Below are 21,504 nucleotides of genomic sequence, written 5' to 3'. Positions count from 1 at the left end.
TAAACTAGAAGAAAATAAAAAAATATAAGAGTAAATTTTCATATTCAATAGATGCTTAGATAAAATGGATTTTTCATTAAAAAAACTATAGTTTTATTATTTTTTAATGAAAAAAATGGTAGTAGTCCAAAGTTTGTGTAATCACATCGGACTATAATTGAATAAATTATATATAATAATACTGAACTTAACTTAGAAAATTATTCTTTTCCTTGTTCAAGTTCGAGTTATTTTGAAGCTTGCAACAATAGCCAACATTTTGATGGAGTTAGGACTATGATGCGAGCTTTTTTCTTGACATATTTTCTTAATGCTGAGTGGAAATTTTCGCAAATATTGTTTGTGTAAATATATCTCCTGATTCCTATTGGAAAATCATAAAATGTGAATATCTCGTCAAGTGAGTTTTCAATAATTGCAACAGCTTTTCTGTATTTATCTTTATATTTGTTTTTAAATTCCAAAAATCTTTTATAACCTTCATCTTTGTTTTTACCTTTAAATATTAGTTTTAGTAGTTGTGATACTTCATACCTTTTAGATTGTGGTATTGTAATAAGCGCATTAGTCATTTTATGAAATGCACATTTTTGAATTTTAGATGAAGGAAAAACTGAATTAATAACATTATTAATTCCACTAAAATCATCGCAAACAACAACTTGAGGATCATTAATTCCTCTCTTTTTAATTCTGATAAGAATTTTGTTCAATTTTCTGTACTTTCTACACCTGAGGTTTCTATTGATAAAACTTGTTTTTTACCTTCTTTATCTATAGCTATAGCGGTGTATAAGGCTATTTTTGAGCTCTGTTTGACAAAATCCCTTGGATTCTCAACATTTTCTAAAGAATTTAAATATTCACCAGTGAATGGGTTATATCATTTAAAAACTTTATGATATGAAGCATCAATAAATAATGCATAAATATCATTATTTATGTCAAAACTATAAGCGTTGTCGTATTTGTTTTTAATAGTTTTTGAAACTCTCGCAATTATAGAATGTCCTATTCTAAAACCTAATAATTTCTCAACTAAATCTATGGTTTGTTCATATGATAAAAATTGTTGCAATAAATGTGCGATTAGAAATTCAAATTCTTCCTCACATCTTTTATATTTAGCTAATATTTGTGAACAAAAATTTGAAGCATTTCTTAATCTTGGGACATTTATTTGTAGTTTACCATTCAATGTGTATAAGGTTCTTTTAGAATATCCATTTCTATAAATTTTTCCTTCAACTAATTCATATTTATTCATTTCAGTAATATAAGCATCTACTTCATCTTTTAAATTCTCTTCAATTAACTTAGCAACATCTAAGTAATTAACATTAAGTAGAAATGATAATTCTCTCATATCAGCTCCTAATTTGTAAAATTCATTTCTTAATAATTTGTTTCTTTCCTCTAAAATCATAACAAAAATCACTCCTTTTAATATTTGGAGTGATTACACAACATTTGGTCTACTACCAAAAAAATTTAAAAACTTTTTGCTGATAATTTGTTTTAGCCCTATGTTATAGGCTAATTAAAGTTATATAATGAAAATAGATTGCAAAAAAATTTAAAATCAGGAGACATCATGAATAAAAAATTATTTAAAAAATCTTTAATACTAGGCTCTAGTCTCCTGAGTTTCGGAGTTTTAAAGGTTTAAAAAACGAATAGTCCTTAAAAATAGGGCTATTCGTATTTTTTATGTCTAAATTACTTGTACAATTTCTGAAAATATTGTTTGTATTGTTTCGAAATCAGAAATATAATCTGAATTTTGAGTATTTCGTATATAAATTTCTTCTTTTATTTGACCATCAACAACTTTTACAACTTTTTCAGCTGATTTAATTGCTTTTATAACTCTTTCATTTGAAAATCTATCGATTACACCAGTATCTTTTAGAGTTTTGTTAACTGAGTAAAGTAAAAATTTCATGATAACAAGAGACATAAAACATAATAAAATATGTGCTTCAATATGTTTATCTGTTCAAACATACATAGGTCTAACTTGTAATGATGATTTCATTGTTCTGAAGTTTTCTTCAATTTGTCATTGTTTTGCATAAATTTCAACAATTTCTTCAGACGTTAAATCCATTCTCGAAGTTTCATAAATATAATAACCGTCAAATTGACTATCTTCTTGAACCTTTTTATAGTCTAATTCATAAAAAGCTTTACCTACTTTTTTGAAGAATTTGTATTTCTTTCCACCAGTTAATTTACCGGTTTCAACTAATCCATTTTTGTTTTTCAATTTATTAAAATTATCAATTAAGTTTTGTCTATCAGCTTTATCTTTTAAAGCTCTTTTTTGCTAAATGTAACTATTCTACGTCTTAATTTTCCATTAGGACGTTTTTTATTGTATAGAGAAACAATTGTTTCTTCTTTGTGTTTAAAGTTTTCATTACCTACATAGTTACTTTCATCTAAAACAAAATCTTTAAATGATTTTGCACCCGATTTTAAACGATAAGAAATTATGTAATTTATCCCTTTTTGTTCTAAAAATCTTATGTTACTTGATGTAGACATACCTTTATCAGCAATTATTGTTACATTTTTTATTTCATAAATTTTGCTCATTTCTAATACAAAAGGAATGAAAGTTTTAGAATCTGCAGTATTTCCTTTAAAGGTTTCGATATGAATGGGAATACCATTTTCATCTGTAGCCATACCGACAACAACTTGGTCTTCTTTAAATTTTCCATCTTTTGAATAACCACTATGTCTAAGACCTAAACGTGAAAAACTTTCAAAATACATAGTTGTTGAATCATAGAAAACTAGTTCAACTTTTCTTGATGTATTTTTAATAACTTTTTCGTTAATTCTTTTTAATAAGTTTTCTTTATTATCATAGATAAGATTTAATAAGGCATAATAACTATCTTTGCTAGTGTTTGGAGCATCTTCATATTTATACTTATTTTTATGTATTGAAATATAACTATTTGCATCAATTATTCTGCTTGCAATTGTGTATTTTAGAATTTTATTAAGCTCTTTATGTCTTGTTTTTGGGAGTGCATCAAATATTTCAAATTTATTAATCAAATCATAAAGGATATTTATCCCATAGTTTACATTGTAAACTTCTGTTTTGAAGAATTTAATGCAAACATAATACTTTGCTTGATTTTTTCTTTTGAATCAGTAATTGATAATGTTTCACAAACATTTTTTATTACATTTATCGGATCTGATGATAGCTCTTCTAATTTTTCTAATCTACCAATACCAACTTGGTTACCATATCCTTTTCCATAACCATTTGATGTTGCAATAGAAATATATGTGTGATCTTTTCTTTTGTGTTTGATAACTATAAACTTATTTTTCATGTCTATATTATACCATTTTATACAAGTAATACAAGTAAATAAAAGGACTTTTTTAGAAGTAAATTAAAAATCCATATATCGTAGATATATGAATCTTAATTAATTTGAATTTTTACAGATTTTTTGAACTAAAACTCCGAAACTCAGGTAATGCTGGAAGTATTTTCCTGAATACTAAATATTTGCAAAATAATGAATTAATAAACTAGAAGAAAATAAAAAAATATAAGAGTAAATTTTCATATTCAATAGATGCTTAGATAAAATGGATTTTTCATTAAAAAAACTATAGTTTTATTATTTTTTAATGAAAAAAATTTAAAAACTTTTTGCTGATAATTTGTTTTAGCCCTATGTTATAGGCTAATTAAAGTTATATAATGAAAATAGATTGCAAAAAAATTTAAAATCAGGAGACATCATGAATAAAAAATTATTTAAAAAATCTTTAATACTAGGCTCTAGTCTTAATGCTTTAGTAATTCCACTTAGTGTAATATCAGCCCAAAATAATGAAAATAATAATAGCGATCCTTTAGAACAAGCTAAAAAACCACTTTTAGACTCAATTAATGTTGCTAATATACCAAACCAATACAAAGAAGCTTTAATTGCATATTTAAACACAGCTACAAGCCAAGCAGAAGTTAATCAAATAGCTACAACAATTTCACCATTAATAGAGCAAATTATTTTAACGACTAGCCCAGATATTCCTACTGAATTTAACCAAATTACTAATGAAATGGTAAAAGAATCTGAAGTGTATCAAATAACATTAGAAAAACAAGTTCAAGCTCAAAATATGATTGATAATATAGGTGTATTAAAATTTGCTGATGCAGGTAACTTTATTACTAAATTAACTACATTAAATACACAAGTTAGTGCAAGATTAAAATCATTAATCCAGTCTCAAGATATTTTGCTTAATTTTGCCGAACAATTTCCTTTAATTGTTGCTAATGAAAGAAGAACTGAACTTGCTCAAAGACATATTTTGTTAAGTTGGTATAACTCTAAAGGGTTTGAAGAAAACGTTGAGGAATTAAAATCTCTCAATAAAAATATTGGAATATTTAAAGTTGAATTAGAAAGAGTCAAAAAAGCAATTACAAATAATGATTTTGAGTACAAATGTGGATTTCCAACTCGTAAACAATCAATTAAAAATATGGTTAATAAAATTCAAAACTATGTAGCTGACAATCCTTCAGTACAAAACGCTTTCTACATTAATTTAACTAGAGATTTAAAAGAAGCTTGAGTTGGGTTAGGGGCAACAATTTATGTTGGTAATTATGAACGAGATTTAGCAAACTTACTTACTGAAGCAAAAGCACCTAATTTAACACCATCTCAAAAAGAAGAAATCATTTATGGTCCAACTGGTTGAGGGAATAAAAATGGAATTTTAGAAGATACCATACGTAGTGCTAGGGCACTTAATTACAAGGAATATAAAAGTGCAATAACTGCTTTAAATTCTTCAATGGGAGAAATGAAATATTTCTTACCTAAAGCTAAAGAAAAACTAACTACAATTGATTATTTATGTGCTTCTGCAAGTGCTAAAGATAAATTTTCTACAGCTATAAATACAACACAGAACATTCTTGAAAATAAAAATAATACAATTAATCAATCAGTTATTAATCAATTACTTCAAAGTTTGAAATCAAGTTTAGATGGTCAAAGCAATTTTATAAATGCAACTACTAATTTAACTAACAAAGAAAAAGAAGTGCTACAAAATAATATATTAACTGCACCAAATGCAGCGGACGCAAGTAGTATGCTACAAAGTGCTTCAAACTTAAATAATGCTTTAGGAGATATAGTAAATAATTTAACTTCTTTTGCTCATGGAGAAGATAAAACTAAAGCACAAAATGATATTAAAATCATTCAAGAGAATGTAATTAAACAAGAAAATGAAGTTATTTCACAACCTCAAGATTACATTGATATGTTTGAAACAATTAATAGTGTTTTAAACTTAGAAACAGCTTTAAATACTTATAAAGATGCTAGTGTATTTGAAGATAATTATCTTGCTAAAAAATCAGCTTTACAACAAGGAATTCAAAATGCAAATTTAGCTAAAATGCAAAATATAACTGCTGCTTCTTTACAACAACTTAAAAAATCTCAAGAAGAAAGATTAATTAATTTAATTAAAGACGGAAACGATCTAATTGCTTTAGTAGAAGGAATTGAAGCTAAAAATCAAATTCAAACAACAGTATCACTTAATAAATTAATCAGTGATGGAATTGATACTGAAACTTATAATAATTTAAAATTAGCACTAGATTCAAAAGATTATTTTAGATTAATTAATGATAAATTATCAGCAAATGAAATTAGTAATTTAACTTGATATTTTAAAAACTTAGATCTTGATGAAGTGGTAAAAAGTGCATTGCTGAAAAATATTCCTGATTTAAAAAATACCACAAATATTATTTGATGAATCTATCTAACAATTGTTTCAATTCTTACATTTATTTCTGCAATTATCATGATGTGTTTTAAAGCTAAAAAACATTAATTTTATCCAACTGTAAGCAGTTGGTTTTTTGATACTTTTTGTGGATTTTAATATACAAATTTAGCATTTTATTAAGATGGATTTATTGCTCAAAAATACAAATTTTAAAATTTTTGTAGCAATAGTGTTTTCTATAAGTCTATGAGCAAGAAACAATGGTAAAAATTTTTAAAATTTTCATAGTAAAAAAATGCTGAAATTGAGCAAAAAAGCTCATTTATTTTCATTTTTTGAAAAAAATTTTTTAATTTATGCATAAAAATTGATTTTTTCTAATAAAAAAATTTGTTTTTTATCCCTATTTTTTAGTCCCATTTGTCAAAATGTGGAACAATGTTGTTGATTTCCATATATATATATATATCTTGGAAAATCAATGGATTTAAAAACACCAAATGTTCAACTGTAAATAATTAGAAATATTTAACACAAAAAGCAATTAGCAACAACATAACACCCGAAGTTTTAGGACTGAGGAGACTGGTTTGTCGTCAGCAACCAGCGACGAAGGACTAAAACAAGGGTGTTCTAATTACTATTTGTTTAAAGGTTAAGTATTTATGAACCTTATTCATAGTTGAACATAAAACGCTTTTAGCTACTATTATTATATTACTTTTCAAAACTTCAAAATTAAAATTCTACAAAACCTTAACTTTTCAACATTCTTATAATGTATATAAATAAACTTATATCTTTCATGGATATAAGTTTATTTATATACTAATACTTAAATACATTTATATTGTTTAATATATAAATGTATTTAAGTATATTAATACAATAATAACATACCTTGCTAAAAACCAAAATAAAAAAATATCTCACCGACACGACGGCAAGATATTACACAAATTGCAAAAATTTTCTACTTGTTAATTGTCTATATTTATTTGTACGATTGGATTTAGTTTAATAAATAATGGAATAACTTTGTTATTCATAATAATTATACCATTAAATTTATATATTTATTCTAAATATATAAATTTAATGTGCTAGAATATTAGTGGAGGCAGCACCAACCTCCACCAACTTTAGAACTTTGCATTTAACTAAAATAACTTCATTCTTTATGGGCGTATTATTAATTTTCTGAAAAAATATTTTTATATTCCTTGCAAAATAGTGATATACTATTATTAGTCAAACAAGAAGTAGAACCCCTTGTTTAAACTGATAATGATTACTATTACCAACCAACATTGATTGTTTTCTTAAAATAGTAAAAAGTAATCTTTTCATTTTATAATAAAAAAATAGGGGTTAGCACTTTGCTGATCCCTTTTTAATTTTCTCGTTTGACTTTAATAAAATAAAAGAGAGACACACAACCATATGTAGAACCCTGTTGTGCATCTCTGTAATTATTATATATAAAATTACGAGATACCAAACAAATTCACAAAAAAGTTGTGGTCTCCTAAAGGAGAAATATATGCAACAAAATATTGAACAACTTAAAGAAATTTATTTAGAAAAATTTTCAAACCAAGGAACAAGAGCGCACGTCGCTCAAGTTATTAAAACATTTGGAGACGAAATCTCAATTGAGCAAATTGAGAAAGTTATAAAAATGTGAGAGAAAACTCTAGAGCCCAGAACAACAAGAACAAGAATCACAATCTTAAAAAAATATATTACTTATATAGCAAAAAAACTCAAAAGAGTTGATTTATTAGAATATGAATTTCCTAAAATCAAAATACCACAAAAAGCCCGTTTCATTTGAAACACTGTAGAAGTTGAAAGAATTAAACATTATCTTAAAACCTACGATAACTCAAAAGGAATTGCAACCCTTGCTACTTTTCTATTAAACAACGGATGCCGTATCGCTGAAGCTATGGCGGTATTATCTCAACCAAAAGAATTCAAACAAAGAGGAGACGGACTACACTACACAATTATGGCTGCATTTAAAAAGAATAATGCTAGAGCCTACATCCTTAAACCTACCGAGTGAGAAGAATATAATAATGTAATTAAAAATAATCCAAAGACATTCTCAAATTTAAATGTTTTGACTTATGAAATGAAAAAACTATTCAAGCAATTAAAAGATGAATTTCCAGAATGAAAAAAAGCAGATATTACATTTCATACATTTAGAAGAACTTGAATCACAAACCAACATGAAGCGGGTTATGATATTGTTTCAATCCAAAAATCAACAGGGCACAAAGACACCACGACATTAATTAATTCATACATTCTTCCAAGTGAAGAGACTCTTGTTCGCTATGTAGAAAGAGCAAGCGACGAGAAAAGACTAAAGCAAAAGAGTATTGAAGAGTTAAAAAAAGAAGTTAATGCACTGCGTGATTTTAAAGACTCCGCAATCATTAACGAAAAAATGCAACTCAACGAACTTGAAGCAATAAGACTCAAAAACGAAGCCTTAAAACTCGAAAATGAAAGACTCAAAAGAATAATCAAAGAGTTAAAACCAACCGAAAAAGAGGGGTTTTAGTATGTACAAAAGAACATTAGACAAAGAATTATTTCACAGTTCCTTAAGTGCATTTAATAATTTAGTGGATAGAACTAAATTATTAAATGCACAAGATTTCAAAGATATCCAAGAAGAAATTATTTATAACAATACTATACATATAAATGATTCAAAATTACGTTTCACTGTTAAATTTTCACTAGTAGAGGAGAAATAATGTTTTCAATTATTACCAAAAGAGAAAAAGAAATTTTCACGGATAGTTTTCAAAATAATTATCTTCCTAAACTTATAGACGAACAATTATTAGAAAGATATAAGTTTTTTGACGGAGAAAGAGTAGCAAAACAAATTGCAATAGATTTCAATTTATCAAAAAGAAAAGCTGAAAAACTAAATTGACAAATTAAAGGTATCTCACAAACTCTTAATTCATTAGTTTTAAGACAACCTGACGTGTCTTATAACAAAACTAAAAAATTTATACATAAAAACATTTTAGCGGCGCTAGAATCAATTTACAGCTACAAAATGTTGTTTGACTAGGAAATGCATATGAATAAAAAAATAATACCTTTAAAAGCTCAAAAGCCACCCAAATACTATTTAGAATGGTTTGAACTTTATAAGAATGATAAGGAAAAGAACTCAACAGAGTGATATTTAACTCACTTATTATTGAAGCACTCTTCTCAAGTTTCTTTGGATTATTATATGGAGTTATTGTCTTTTTTAGGATACTGGTCTCCAAGTATGAAAAATTGTCTCAATATACCACACCCAAATACACAACTACACCAAATGGAATTTTGGATGTTTGTATCTCTTGGAGAATATTATTTAGATAATAATGATCTAGATAATAAACTCAATAGCATATACAAGCGAGGGAATGAAATTTATCAAACTTGCGATGAATGCAATTTGACTTTTTTTACAACAACACCTAAAAAAGGAGATTTATAATATGAATAAATTAAAGCTTCCAAACTTTGGAGAATTAGGTATTGACATAAAAGAATGTCTTTGAAACGTGAATCCAGATACATACCACGAATTTTATATTAAAATCCAAAGCACTTTTAGAATGTATCTCTACGAATTCATGAAAAAAAGACAAATCCCAACTGAACTTGAAAAAGATTACGAGCAAATATTGTTGTACATGAGTTTTGTAAATTATAAAAAAGAAAAACAACTTATGGATACATTAAACAAGCACGGACACAATTTAAAACCGTCAAACACTTTTGAAGATATGAAATATAAAATAGATCTAAAAGGTACAAATAAACATGGGGATAAAATTTACATTCAAGTAAAGCCGAAATTTGAAGATATGTCAGCAAATGATGCTACAACACTATACAACAAAGCGGTAATTGATAACGCTACACCATACATTGCATGCAAAAAGAATAATATATGAAAATTAAAAAGAATAGTGAAATAAGAAAAGAGTCTAATTGCTAGACTCTTTATTTTTATTTACTATTTTTTTAAGTCGTTCAAATTCTTCTGCTGTGAGTTGTACATTTTCCAATACAGTTATAACAGCATCAATTGAATTGATTTTGATTCATTTAAACTTTTGGATTAAGTTTTTGAACCATGATTTTATTTTTTGCATTTTATCTCCTTTCGATGATCCTGGTAATTGCTTGCTTAACACTCTCTTCCACTCCATTATTATCAACGTAAATTTTAAAAGCAGTCGAATAAGCTTGTTGACTTGCTTCCATTTCATTTATTTTTGATTTAATGTCGTCCACCTTATTATTCAATTCTTTAAGGTTATTAACTAGGATATTAACCGCATCAGAGTGTTCCGAATTTATGTTGATATTGTTTTTGCTTTCTGCTGATATATTTTTGCCTTTAGAGTTCTTTATTGATATATAAACAATATAAACCAATGCAATTAATAATCCACCAGAGGAAGTTCCTGCAAGTATCTCAATTACTTTTGCATCCATTATTTAAGTGTTCCTTTAATTGTTAAGGTTAAATTATAAAATTCTTGATCGTTGTTCATTGGATCAATCATAACTTTCATTTGAGCGCCTGTATCAGTTTGTACAGGTTCAAGCATAATTTGATAAATAGCATTCTCAAAACCATTTTTCTCGGTTTTTTTAATAACATTGAACATTTTTTGAAATGAATTTTCTCCACTTTCTTCATACGTCTTTTCCGCTTCTTTCATATCCATAGGAAAAGGAATTTCAACTTCTCCTTGAATTAATGGAAATCCTCAATCTGTCTTTTCTGATTTAAAACTAAAATGAAAAGCAAGTGATGAAACATTCTCAACAAAATTGATTCCGTCCTCGTCTAAAATTTTCATGAAATCAATTGTGATGTTGTCGGCTTGATAAAAATCATCCATGATTTCTTTAGATGAAAAATGTTTGAATTTTTTAACAATTTCAAAAGATTTTCTTCCACCGCCTGAATTCTTATCAGCTTCTTGGATGTCATAAACAATTTGTCTCAACCTAGCGATTTCAGAATTGTATTCTTGTTTTCATGTTTCAACATTAGATTTTGACTCATTGATTGAATTTTTAACAGTTGAAATTGAATCATCTACATATTTTTTGTTTACAGCATCCAAGTCTTTTTCTGGTTCTTTTTCAATTGTCACTGTTCCTAAAGTTCTAATATTAAATTTTTTATTGAATAATGCTTCATTATCAGCAAGATACATTGAAACGGTATTTTTATACCAAAGTTTAACTAGAACTTCATCACTTCCTAAAAAATCTTCACCATCAGAAAACTCAAGATCTAATGAGCTAATAAACTTTTCTAATAATAGCGGATCGTCGTAAGCACTTTCTATAGACACTAAGGACGTGTTTTTTGCATCAGGAGTTGAAATATAAGGGCTGGAATTATCTAGCATAATATAATGATATTTCGATTTAAAATCAGGACTTCCTGAGTCAAAAACGTGTTCTCACTGGTAATCAGTTACTTCATTTTTTATTACTTTCGAAACTTCATCAGCGCCCACAAGAACAAAATTCGTTTTTCTAGGTCGCCCGATTGCTTTATCGAGGTTTTCTTTGACAGCTCCCTCTAATTCTCAATCACGAACCACACCGGTCGGAATACTGTAACGTACATTTTGAATTGCTGTATCAAGTTGAGTTTTTGAAATTGTATCAGTTGGAATTTTACCTTCTACATTTTGAATTGCTGTATCTAGTTGAGTTTTTGAAATTATATCAGTTGGGATTTTACCTTCTACATTTTGAATTGCTGTATCAAGTTGAGCTTTTGAAATTGTATCAGTTGGAATTTTACCTTCTACATTTTGAATTGCTGTATCAAGTTGAGTTTTTGAAATTATATCAGTTGGGATTTTACCTTCTACATTTTGAATTGCTGTATCAAGTTGAGCTTTTGAAATTGTATCAGTTGGAATTTTACCTTCTACATTTTGAATTGCTGTATCAAGTTGAGTTTTTGAAATTGTATCAGTTGGAATTTTACCTTCTACATTTTGAATTGCTGTATCAAGTTGAGTTTTTGAGATTGTGTTTTTAATAGTTGCGAAACTTTCTATTTTTGTTTTAATTTCATCCAATTGATTTAAAACAGTTGGAACATTTCCGATTTTTGTTTCTAAATCTTTTTTAGCATCTTCAATTGCTTCTTTAAGACTTTGTTTCGCTTTATTAAGAACGTATTCAATATCAACGTCAGAATTGTTTTTCATACGTTTGAAATTAGTCTCTAGCATTCCCAGTGCATTATCTCTTGACAGTTCAATATTTGAAATTGCTTTCCCTGTGATATCGTGGGCAATATCATCTATTGCTATCATTGTTTTGTTTCTTCAGTTTCAAATTTGCGAACTTGCTTCGCTGTTCATGTCATTAATTAATTTATTTGATTTATGTTCTAAATCATTAAAAAGATTTTTGGAAGTCTTTTCAATTTCTGAAACTGTTTGGCTTATTATGGAACTCAAATTTTCTTGTAATTGAATAAATTTTTCTATAGATGCTCCAAATTCAACATCTACAAGATTCCATTCTCCATCTTCTAAAAATTTATAAGACACTGGATTAAGTTGTTGTTCAGCAAAAAAGAAATCTCTTCCACTTCCTAAAATTTGAGTATTATTAGCATAGATTGAACTTCTATTTGCTAATTCAGGAAAAGTTGTATTAGTAAATCTATAATTCACTTCATGGAATAGCGATTTTTTAAGGAGTTCAACTCTATCTCTCCCCACTGTTTCAGTAAATTTTTCAGTATTTCACTCTAATTTCATTAAAAGAATATTAATAACGTTATTAATTAATGCATTAGCGGCATTATAAACGCTAAATAAGACACTTTGGAATGCTTCAGCATCATCTGCTTCACTCATTAGTTTTTTGAGCTTATTTGGTACTTTAAAAGGGTTTTGAGTATTGAATGGACTTTTCTTAAACTCTTCAAAAGTTAAACCAATAGATTCAAGAAATAAAAGTTCTTTATTTTTTTCCATTATTTTCTCCTAATTCTTTTTGGTTGTCTTGTGTATGCACCTTTACTTTTTGCTTTAGATAAATCTTTAGTGAATTTATATTTTGCATTACCATCTTCATAAGTCTTATAAGCTCAATATTGATTTTTATTGGTACGGTGTGATTTTACATACTTGTTATATTGTTGTGTTTGTCATAACTCCTCAATAGATTCTTCTCCATTGTAGAAATTTGAAATCCTGAACAATTTATCAAGTATTTTTTCATTGCCTAAAAATTCCATATTTTCATTTATATTGATTCTTTTTCCGTTTTGTCATCCTCACGCTCAATTTTCTAAATAGTAGCTCCCTTTGCTGGGCGCATTTAGAAAATTGAGCAATTCTCCATACAACATTGTAAATTGTAGGGGTCGTTTTCCTTTTTTGTTTTTAGATGATTTTGTCGCTTCTCTTTTGAAATATAAAAAGAATGTGACAAACTCGCTTTGATCCCAGTATCTTTCATCATATAGCCTTACTCCACTAATTCACGAGCTATTGAAATATAATTGACCTTTATTTGCGAGTCTATTTGCACGTATGTATTTATTAGCTAGTTTTTTATTGATTTGTTGTTTCGCTACTGTTTTCTCTAATTGTTTAGTGTAGTATTTAGACATTGTATTAGCAACCTTTGCTTTCAATTGTCTTTTGACTAAACTTCTGGATTTTGTTATTGTTTTAGTTATTAATCTAAAAGGGTTTCTAATACTTGCAAAAACAAGTCTTCCAGCTTCTATTGCTTTGTTTACATTTCTAGGATTCAAAAACTTTTTTAAGCTACTAGAAGCAATTGTTTTTGAATTGCTTAAGGTTTTATTAATTAGCTTTTTTGAAGCATATAAGATATTTTGAGACAATGATCTATTTAGACTTCTAGTTAATTGTCTAGTTATTTGAATGCTTTTAGCTGTCTTTTTTCCTATGTTTCCCAATTTGCTAATATATCTCAACCCCTTACCAAATCCAAAAAGAGCGGTTTCTAAAGCTGTGGAGATAAGTATATCTTCTCAAACTATTTTTCCATATGCAATTGCTGACACAACTACATTTTTGACAAACCTTGCTCCAATTTTAATTATTTGCATAGGTATTGCAGCAACTGGAATCACTACAGATAAAACATCAATTGCAAATTCTAAAATTACATCAGTAAAGAAAGAAACCACAGGTTTCAACAGCTTTTCATACCAACTTGCGGGTTTATTCTCTTGTATCTCCTTAAGTCGTTGTTCGGCTGTCTTATAAACTACCTGTGGTTCTCTATAAGCTAATATCATTATTCTGTTCTAGCAGTTGGGTCAGTGATGAATTTATCTTCTTCTTTTGTTGTAGCTTGTGCGGTTTTTGAAATACCTAAAGCAAGTCCGTCGTATAATACTCCATACAAGTCAGCAAATTCAGCTCTTACAACTTTATCAGCTGAAGCGAAGTCGATTGGTCCCATGTATGTTTTAATTGCATTAACTGCTTGCACTGCAACGAAATCAGTTGTCACAATTGCATCAAAGTCTTGAAGATATGGGTTTGAATATACTTTATACCCTCCTAATTCTCCATAAGAGTATTGTCCACCTTCAATTGTTTGTGCTGCTCTATTTCCAACTAATCCCGCATCTGCTAAATGGTCAAATGCTAATGGATGAACAAAGATAACAATTTTTTCTCTATTGATAAATTTGATTCCTTGTTCTTTGTCAATTGTCTGTGTTAATTGTGTAGCTAATTTTGTTAATTCTTTTTTGAATTCCAGTGGTTCTTTTTCTGTATAGTTAAGAACTGTCACTTTTTTATCTTTGACAATTTTGTTTTCTAAAGCTTTAAACGCTGACATTTCATGATCTAAAATGAAATCATTGTAATATCTTGATAATTTAGAAGCTAAAACGTCAATTGGAAGAAGTTGTCTTTCTTGTTCTGTAATTCCTTCAGATGCATAAAAACTTTGGTTTCAAGGAATATCCACTTGTTTTCCAAGTCTTAATTTATCAGGTGTTTCACTTCCTAAAGATTCTCCACGGTTGTGAAATACCGTTGTAGGGTTTAGCATAACGCTAACTTTTTGAGAGTTAATTGAAACAATTAAATTGTTTTTACAAATGTTTGAGAATAAAGACTTCTCAAAAAAGTGTTGTAATAAGTTTTGTGCTGTCACTTTTTCAAGTGTGATTGGTGTGTCTCCTGTTGATTTTGCTTCAACTAGGTTAAGTTGTTGTTTTAAAATATTAACTGCATTTAAATTCGCCATTTTTTTATCCTTTTAATTTGTTATTATTCCATCTCCTCAAGTTCTTGAACGGAATTGCGGTGTTTCGTCCTTTGAGGTGGTTTGTTCTACTTCTTGGACTTCTCATCCTAAAGCTTCCGCTTGCTTTAGGATTGAGCTGTTCAAGTTATTAAAATCTAATTCTTCAAAATTGAGCTTTGCTGGATCTACTTTTCCTTTGAAATTTAGATTTTTAACTGAATTATTAACAACAAATTGAAGCTTTTCAAGTGTTGGATTTAATAATTCCGCTTGTTGTTTAATTGATTCAAAATCAGCTGTTTTTTGAGTCAATTCAGCGATTTGTTTTTCTTTGTGAGAAAGCTTCTCGCTGATATATCTTTCTAGATCCTCTTTTTCATCAAATAGAGAATAAATTCCTAATGAATTAAGAGTTTCCAGTCTTGTGCTTTTTTCATCTAGCCCAAGTTTTTCGTTTAATTCTTGAACAGATAGTCCAAGTTTATGACTTAAATTTTGAATAAGTTTCATAATATCCCGTCTTTATAAGGCTGCAGTTCCTTGTCCTTTCGCTATCAGAAAATTATCTTTGTGTATGGTTTGTTATTTATTTGGATTCTCTTTCCTATAATTTTGTAAATATTTAAATATTCAATTCAAAAACCTGCTATGTCAATTTGTTTGAGTTTTTCATTTGCGGGAATTAAAATATTTATGTTTACATAATCATTTGTATTTGTTGTTATATTTAATTTTTGAATAAGTTGTTCTTTGTTATAAAAAACTAAATTATTTAATTCATTAAAATATGAAGTAAATAAGGTACTATCTCCAACTTCATAAGTGTATTTCACGAAAAAAATCGCATAACCACGTGTAGCAGTCCCCAGCACTTCGTGCCGCATACCATAAAAATCATATAAGGCTCTTTGATCAATTAATGGATTGAAAACATCATTGATCCCAATTTTGTTCAATAATGAAGTGTAATCAGTATTATTATCTTTCCAAAATTCATATCCTTCTTTTGTTAAAAGTTCCATTTTTGTCAAGTTTGCATCAGTTGGAACATTTCCAAATTTTTTAACTCTTTCAAGTCCTTGAACAGCTTTAGCATATAAATATGAAAAATTTGCACTTATAGGAATATTTATTTGTGTATGCTGTTGGAATATATTTCCAAAGCTCGAAGCTGTTCCACCTTGTTGTTTATAAGCTGACAAAATCTTTTCTCGTTCATCATCATAAAGTTGTGGCCCAACTCTTCCGATTTGTCCACTTCCATAAGTTAATTGGAGTCAAACTGGAAAAATAATTTCTTGAGTTCTTTTTGAGTTTGGCTGTGGTAATTTTGAAGAATATTGGATTAATCTTTCAAAATATTCTCTATTTTCAAAACAATACACAGGGAAATTCAAATTATAAGTTTTATTATTAAAATCAACAGGATTTTGAGAAAAGTCAATTTCCTCCAATTGTTCTTTTAAAAGAGGCAATTGGACATTGTGTCCGAAGTGTGTGAATGTATTTCCATTCAAAAATTCACTATCTACTTTTGATTCTGGTTTATATGGTTCTCCATAGACTCAACGAGTTTTTTTGTAAAGTCTTGAACTTACATGGACACCACTTGGATCAATATCAAGTGAAAAAGGCGTGTAAAACATATACTCATTATTATTTCCACCCTTCCAACAATAATCAGAAATCAAGTAATTTGAAGCAGATAAAATATAAGACTTAAATTTGAGGTATTTGTCAAATTTACCGTTGTAGATATATCCATCTAATATTTCTTTCAAGTATTGATCGCTGTAACTTTTTAAATCCGTAATATTACCGTTTTGTTGTTTAAAAGTCTTGATTTGCTCTTCAGTCATATTTTTGTATCCACTTTTTATGGTTTTAGTAATTCCATAAAGTTTTTTAATATGTTCCACGAATTCATTATTTTCTAGAGTTGTGAGAGTTCCATTATATTCATTAAATAAACCAAAATTATAATTTTCAAAACTTCAGAAATTTAAAGCTGATATGTTATTTTTAACTCTAAACGGGTTCACAAAAAAGAGAAAAGGCTTCACACCATTATTTTGTGCAGGTATATAAGAATTTTTAGAATTTAATAAGCTTATATGGTTTATAAGAGCCATTTTATTTAATTCAATATTTAATTCCCCACGGTGGTTTTCTAAATTATTTTTATATGTTTCAAAATTATCAGCAATAACAAAATCCATTGATTGAATTTCTTTATAATAATCCAACTGGGTAATTGTTATCTCATTTAAATTTTCAAGTGCATCTAAAATTTGGAAATTATCTATTTTATTTTCTAGGATATAAAAATCTTTAAAATTATCAATTTCCTTAATTGGTTCAAATGTAAAGAAATAAAATGCATTTGAATCATTTAAAACATTGCTAAAGTCGCTTTGAATTGATAAAGAGAAGGAATTGTATAAGTGGTTTGAAAACGTGTCTGAATCGGTACTGATACCGCTGATTTTAGTTTTGTTTAAAATAACGCACTCAAGTTCTTTTGGTTCGTCTAATGCTACAACATTAATTGAATTTTTTGTGAATGTTATTTTGTCATCACTGTGAATTTTATAAGCATATAATGTTGTTGAATCATTTAAAAAATCCATTTTATTATTCCTCCACTGGTGTTTGCTCTTGTGGTTGGCTTTGCACTAGATTATTATTTAATAGAACACCGTTTTGATCAGTTGAAAGCACACGAGCTTGTTTATCAAGATATTTTGAAGAACTTGGTGCAATCACTTCTATTTCTTGTTGTGAATCTAATCCAAGACATTTAAGCACGACACGAATAAATTTTTCATAATATATTTCTCTCAAGTTTGCTTTCATTTCCATATTGTGGTTATAGCTTGAATTTAACTGTTGAGCTTCAGTGCTGTGCATGTTATGAACACCACCGTCAGAAGAGTCTTTTTTAAATAATAAGGCTTGCTTAATTCAATAAGAAATTGATTCAATTGACTGGATTAAAGTAATTGAATTGCTTTGTCCTTGCACAATTTCAAACGGACGGGCCATTTGATCCGTGAAACTTCCAATTGAGTGAGTTTCTATCATTCTTTGCTTACCTAACGAATAAAGTGAGGATTTAATATCTTCCACTTTATTGTTTCCCATATCTCAATTAATTAATGGAGTTGGAGTAGAAGTAAATGTATCATAATAAAGTGCCTTTAGTTTAACATCTAATAAATCAAAGTATTGTTGATCTATTAAATCAACCTCCGCTTTTGCTTGTGCGTTGTTTTTGAAAATTGTAAATGGTATAAATTCTCCAGCAAAGATTTTTTGCTTGTATGCTTTTCCTAAAATTTCTTTGAGTGGTTTTTCTTCTCCGTTTCTTGAAACGGCTATTTGATTAACATAACCTTTGTTTTTATTAAGTGAATATTCTTCATAAATTGAAAAGCTTTCAGAATCGTTTTGGATATCTCCAACGTTTACTTTTAAATATTCCAATTCATTATCATCATTAAAACCATAGTCAACAACTTTTGCTAAAATGATTTTTTTACCATTTCTAACACCTAAAGCAAAAAGTCCCTTTTTAAATAAGTAATTTTCTAACTTTTGGATTATAGAAAGAAACTCGTTTTGTTTTAAAAAGTTATCAACTTCTTTTTGATTCTTTGAAACTTTGATTTCAGGAAGCTCGGTAGCAAGTTCAGATTGCTGCATAATTGCCCCTTGGTTTTCAAAATAGCTTTTTGAATTGATTTTGAAATCCTGGTCCATTGATTTTTTTAAAACATTACCAGCAAAAAGCATTGTTCCATTCTTGAAAATATCGTCGTTGCTTAAAGCCATTTTTTCTCCTTATTGTGATGCTTTTGCAATTAGGGCTGGTTGTTTTCTGTAAAGTAAGCAACAAGCCATTTCAAAAGCATTAATTAAATCATATATTTCAGGAAAAACCTTTTCGTCTCTTTTGGTTTCTCCTGCTTCTACATATTGACGTGATAAATTTCACAGTAATTTTTTAGTAGAGTTTTGTTCGACAACTTTTAAAAGTTTATTACCTAAAACTCACTCAATTCACTTTTGACGTGATTCAATCCCGAACTTGTGTTGTTTTGTGTCTTTTCTTATTGCTAAACGACAAGACATCAAAAAACCTTTATCTCTAACATTTGAATTTGCTAAATCTAAATTGATATAATCAACAACATGATCGTTGTCAGTGAGAATTGGATTTTCAAAGTGCTGTAGATTGAAATAACTGTTCGCACTTCCCGACATAGCAAGAATTTGTTGGATTCTTGCGTTGTCGGCTGTAATTAAATCAATTAAGGCTCTATTAACTTCAACCCTTGAAGGTTTATAACTAAATAAGCTTTTGAGGTCCTCTATAGCATTTAAAACCACAATTGAACCATTTTCCAATAAAGCAACCCGACACCATGAAGCGTTGTCACTTTTTCCTGGGTCGTACCCGTCAAAAACTCCAAGCACTTCTCCGTTTTTTAACATTGAGTCAAAATCATTTTGAGAAATGAATTCAATATTGTCGGAAAATTCATTTCCATTTTTATAAATTAAGTCTCTTAAAAAGAAACTTGTTTGTTTTGATTCCGAAACAAAAGCAAAACCAACGACAGTTATAACCCAAAGTCTATAATTTTGTGATTTAAGTACTTCAAGTTGCTTTTTTTGAATTAGAGACATTTGAGAACTAGGTACAAAATATTTTGTGAACATTGTGCAAATTAATCCAAGTCCATTTGAGAATTCTGGATCACTTTTTTGCAGATAATTCTTTTGGATTAATTCTTCCATTATTTCTTGAGAGGTTGTCTCGTCCTCATTAATGAATTTAATTACTTTATTATGAAAATCAGTAATAAGAAAATGATCAGTGGAAAAAATATTGTAGAAGAACTTAACTTTTAATTGAGCGTCTTTAGGTGCAACAGTACGCAAGACAGTGTTTTGGATTAAAATAGGAAGGTTCTCCGCTTGATTTTTATATAAGTCTCTTAAATCGCTAGGGCTTCAATTTTTATTTTCGGGGTCCTCAATAGGTTCATCAATTACCAACTCTCCAAAAAAGAAATTTGAGTTTTGAAGTGTCACCCCTTGGAAAGCTTGTATTTTTTCAAAGTTTTGGAAAAATACTTTTCTACCATCTCCACCATCATCATAATTTCAATAAATAGCTTCGTTTGTTATATTAATGTATGGAGAATAATCTAAACCATGTTCTTTTGCTAAAAAGTCAATTACTTTTTTGAACATTGGAACAAGTGTGTTTTTGATATGGTTATATTGATTACGACACCACATAGAATTGAAATACTTTTCATTTACAAGCCTGTAAATGGTTATAATAGCACCCCCAAAAGACTTTGACACCCCTTTTGCTCCGCTTTGAATCTCGAAAAATTCTTTTGATTTAAATGCTTCAAAACTTGGGTTGTCTTTTGAATCAGTATAGTGAAGTATTTGTTCCAACTTCTCTTCTGTGAATTTTGGTGGCGGTGTTATGAAGTTATCTTTCATTTTTATTTGTCACTAAAATCAAACATTGCTGTTATATCTTTAACAGTTTCAGTTTTTAAACTTGAAATTGACTCCGGATTTGAATCAACTTCATATGTTGCTTCATATTGTTTTGGTGGTGTTATTGTAATATCTTGTGGAATATTTGCAGGTTCAACAAAGAAATAAGATAATAATTCCCCTTTTGTTTCCACATAATTTCACATATTTTTCATACTTTGAGCCACACTTGCATAAGGACGAAAAACGCAATAGATTTTTGAACCCTTTTGTACATTTTTAAAATCTTCACTATCAAAGAAATTGAACGCCTTTCTATCTGTACCGGTGTACATATCTAAAAAGATACCTTTTTCACTGTTTGGAATATTGAAGACAGTTTTTAAAAGTGTGGTTCTTTCTAATTCTTTTGGTTCTTCTATAATTCTCACAAGTGCTTGTACTTTTGTATAAGTTCTCCCAAATTCAGCTTCGTAATCCACGACATTATTTGGATCTAATTGTTTAGCTGAAAAACTTATCAAATCAAAAGTCATAATTTTATAACTTGTTTGTGCTTGCTCGTTTCTTGATTCATTTATATATGGAGAACCTATTCAGGTAATTAATGTTTCAGGTTTTAATAATTTAGCTTTTTGGGCTAAATTTCCCCGAACTTGTAATTTTGTAATAAGTTGTCTTGGTGGTTCTCCTAGTTTTTGTGGGACTTGTGTTAAAACATCCAAAAATACCGTTTCTTTTAACTCTCCAATTTGGTTTGTTGTTGAATGTACTCTTGGATTATTTTTAACAATTCCGACTCCAATTCCTAATGTTCCAGTGTTTCACATA

Annotated in this window: 19 protein-coding genes and 1 pseudogene; 6 read left to right on the top strand and 14 right to left on the bottom strand. The window is 28.4% G+C overall.

All coding sequences use genetic code 4. The annotated features are described in order from the left end of the window. Window positions 1–192: 192 nt before the first annotated feature. The 4 genes and pseudogenes from Q8852_RS04580 to Q8852_RS02935 form a co-directional block, all read right to left on the bottom strand. Window positions 193–1,426, bottom strand: a pseudogene (locus Q8852_RS04580) (IS256 family transposase). Window positions 1,427–1,714: 288 nt separating this feature from the next. Further along, entirely contained in the window at window positions 1,715–2,269 is a 555-nt protein-coding gene (locus tag Q8852_RS02945) for an IS1634 family transposase (protein WP_305937692.1), read from the bottom strand. A 44-nt stretch (window positions 2,270–2,313) separates the two neighbouring features. Continuing rightward, window positions 2,314–3,075, bottom strand: coding sequence for an IS1634 family transposase (locus Q8852_RS02940; protein WP_305937691.1), 762 nt, complete (start codon window positions 3,073–3,075; stop codon window positions 2,314–2,316). 26 nt (window positions 3,076–3,101) lie between these two features. After that, complete coding sequence (locus Q8852_RS02935; RefSeq protein ID WP_305937690.1) at window positions 3,102–3,362, bottom strand: hypothetical protein; 261 nt, start codon at window positions 3,360–3,362, stop codon at window positions 3,102–3,104. A gap of 421 nt (window positions 3,363–3,783) precedes the next feature. On the opposite strand from Q8852_RS02935, the gene Q8852_RS02930 reads away from it, so the two are divergent. The 6 genes from Q8852_RS02930 to Q8852_RS02905 all read left to right on the top strand — a co-directional run bounded on the left by Q8852_RS02930 (window position 3,784) and on the right by Q8852_RS02905 (window position 9,824). Next, window positions 3,784–5,916: a hypothetical protein gene (locus Q8852_RS02930; protein WP_305937689.1), complete on the top strand. Its 2,133-nt coding sequence runs from the start codon at window positions 3,784–3,786 to the stop codon at window positions 5,914–5,916. A 1,438-nt stretch (window positions 5,917–7,354) separates the two neighbouring features. After that, window positions 7,355–8,389 carry a tyrosine-type recombinase/integrase gene (locus Q8852_RS02925; RefSeq protein ID WP_305937688.1) on the top strand — a complete coding sequence of 345 codons (1,035 nt, stop codon included), beginning with the start codon at window positions 7,355–7,357 and terminating at the stop codon, window positions 8,387–8,389. Window position 8,390: 1 nt separating this feature from the next. Continuing rightward, complete coding sequence (locus Q8852_RS02920; RefSeq protein ID WP_305937687.1) at window positions 8,391–8,588, top strand: hypothetical protein; 198 nt, start codon at window positions 8,391–8,393, stop codon at window positions 8,586–8,588. After that, window positions 8,588–8,917 carry a hypothetical protein gene (locus tag Q8852_RS02915; protein WP_305937686.1) on the top strand — a complete coding sequence of 110 codons (330 nt, stop codon included), beginning with the start codon at window positions 8,588–8,590 and terminating at the stop codon, window positions 8,915–8,917. Before Q8852_RS02920 ends, Q8852_RS02915 begins: the two co-directional genes overlap by 1 nt. A gap of 9 nt (window positions 8,918–8,926) precedes the next feature. Then, on the top strand, window positions 8,927–9,337 hold the full coding sequence (locus Q8852_RS02910) for a hypothetical protein (RefSeq protein WP_305937685.1): 411 nt from the start codon (window positions 8,927–8,929) through the stop codon (window positions 9,335–9,337). A gap of 1 nt (window position 9,338) precedes the next feature. After that, a complete protein-coding gene (locus Q8852_RS02905; protein ID WP_305937684.1) occupies window positions 9,339–9,824 on the top strand; it encodes a hypothetical protein in 486 nt (161 codons plus the stop codon). 9 nt (window positions 9,825–9,833) lie between these two features. Here Q8852_RS02905 and Q8852_RS02900 read toward each other — a convergent pair whose 3' ends face one another. Genes Q8852_RS02900 through Q8852_RS02855 form a run of 10 tightly spaced genes read right to left on the bottom strand, consistent with a single transcriptional unit; the run spans window position 9,834 to window position 21,503 of the window. Continuing rightward, complete coding sequence (locus Q8852_RS02900) at window positions 9,834–10,001, bottom strand: hypothetical protein (protein WP_305937683.1); 168 nt, start codon at window positions 9,999–10,001, stop codon at window positions 9,834–9,836. A gap of 1 nt (window position 10,002) precedes the next feature. Then, a complete protein-coding gene (locus tag Q8852_RS02895; RefSeq protein WP_305937682.1) occupies window positions 10,003–10,347 on the bottom strand; it encodes a hypothetical protein in 345 nt (114 codons plus the stop codon). After that, a complete protein-coding gene (locus Q8852_RS02890; protein WP_305937681.1) occupies window positions 10,347–12,878 on the bottom strand; it encodes a hypothetical protein in 2,532 nt (843 codons plus the stop codon). Before Q8852_RS02890 ends, Q8852_RS02895 begins: the two co-directional genes overlap by 1 nt. Continuing rightward, window positions 12,878–14,179, bottom strand: a complete 1,302-nt coding sequence (locus tag Q8852_RS02885; protein ID WP_305937680.1) for a hypothetical protein — start codon at window positions 14,177–14,179, stop codon at window positions 12,878–12,880. The genes Q8852_RS02890 and Q8852_RS02885 overlap by 1 nt, the downstream gene beginning before the upstream one ends. Then, window positions 14,179–15,147, bottom strand: coding sequence for a hypothetical protein (locus tag Q8852_RS02880; protein ID WP_305937679.1), 969 nt, complete (start codon window positions 15,145–15,147; stop codon window positions 14,179–14,181). The genes Q8852_RS02885 and Q8852_RS02880 overlap by 1 nt, the downstream gene beginning before the upstream one ends. 12 nt (window positions 15,148–15,159) lie before the next feature. Next, a complete protein-coding gene (locus tag Q8852_RS02875; protein ID WP_305937678.1) occupies window positions 15,160–15,657 on the bottom strand; it encodes a hypothetical protein in 498 nt (165 codons plus the stop codon). 41 nt (window positions 15,658–15,698) lie between these two features. After that, complete coding sequence (locus Q8852_RS02870) at window positions 15,699–17,777, bottom strand: hypothetical protein (RefSeq protein WP_305937677.1); 2,079 nt, start codon at window positions 17,775–17,777, stop codon at window positions 15,699–15,701. Window positions 17,778–17,781: 4 nt separating this feature from the next. Beyond that, the gene (locus Q8852_RS02865) at window positions 17,782–18,981 is read right to left on the bottom strand and encodes a hypothetical protein (protein WP_305937676.1); all 1,200 of its coding nucleotides are present in this window, start codon (window positions 18,979–18,981) and stop codon (window positions 17,782–17,784) included. A 9-nt stretch (window positions 18,982–18,990) separates the two neighbouring features. Next, the gene (locus tag Q8852_RS02860; RefSeq protein ID WP_305937675.1) at window positions 18,991–20,673 is read right to left on the bottom strand and encodes a MarR family transcriptional regulator; all 1,683 of its coding nucleotides are present in this window, start codon (window positions 20,671–20,673) and stop codon (window positions 18,991–18,993) included. 2 nt (window positions 20,674–20,675) lie between these two features. After that, window positions 20,676–21,503, bottom strand: coding sequence for a hypothetical protein (locus Q8852_RS02855; RefSeq protein WP_305937674.1), 828 nt, complete (start codon window positions 21,501–21,503; stop codon window positions 20,676–20,678). Between the last annotated feature and the right edge of the window lies 1 nt (window position 21,504).

Source organism: Mycoplasma seminis (assembly GCF_030718845.1).
GTDB classification, from domain to species: domain Bacteria; phylum Bacillota_I; class Bacilli_A; order Mycoplasmatales; family Metamycoplasmataceae; genus Mycoplasmopsis; species Mycoplasmopsis seminis.
The sequence above is the reverse complement of the archived record's forward strand: the minus strand, read 5'-3'. Positions and strand labels throughout refer to the sequence as shown.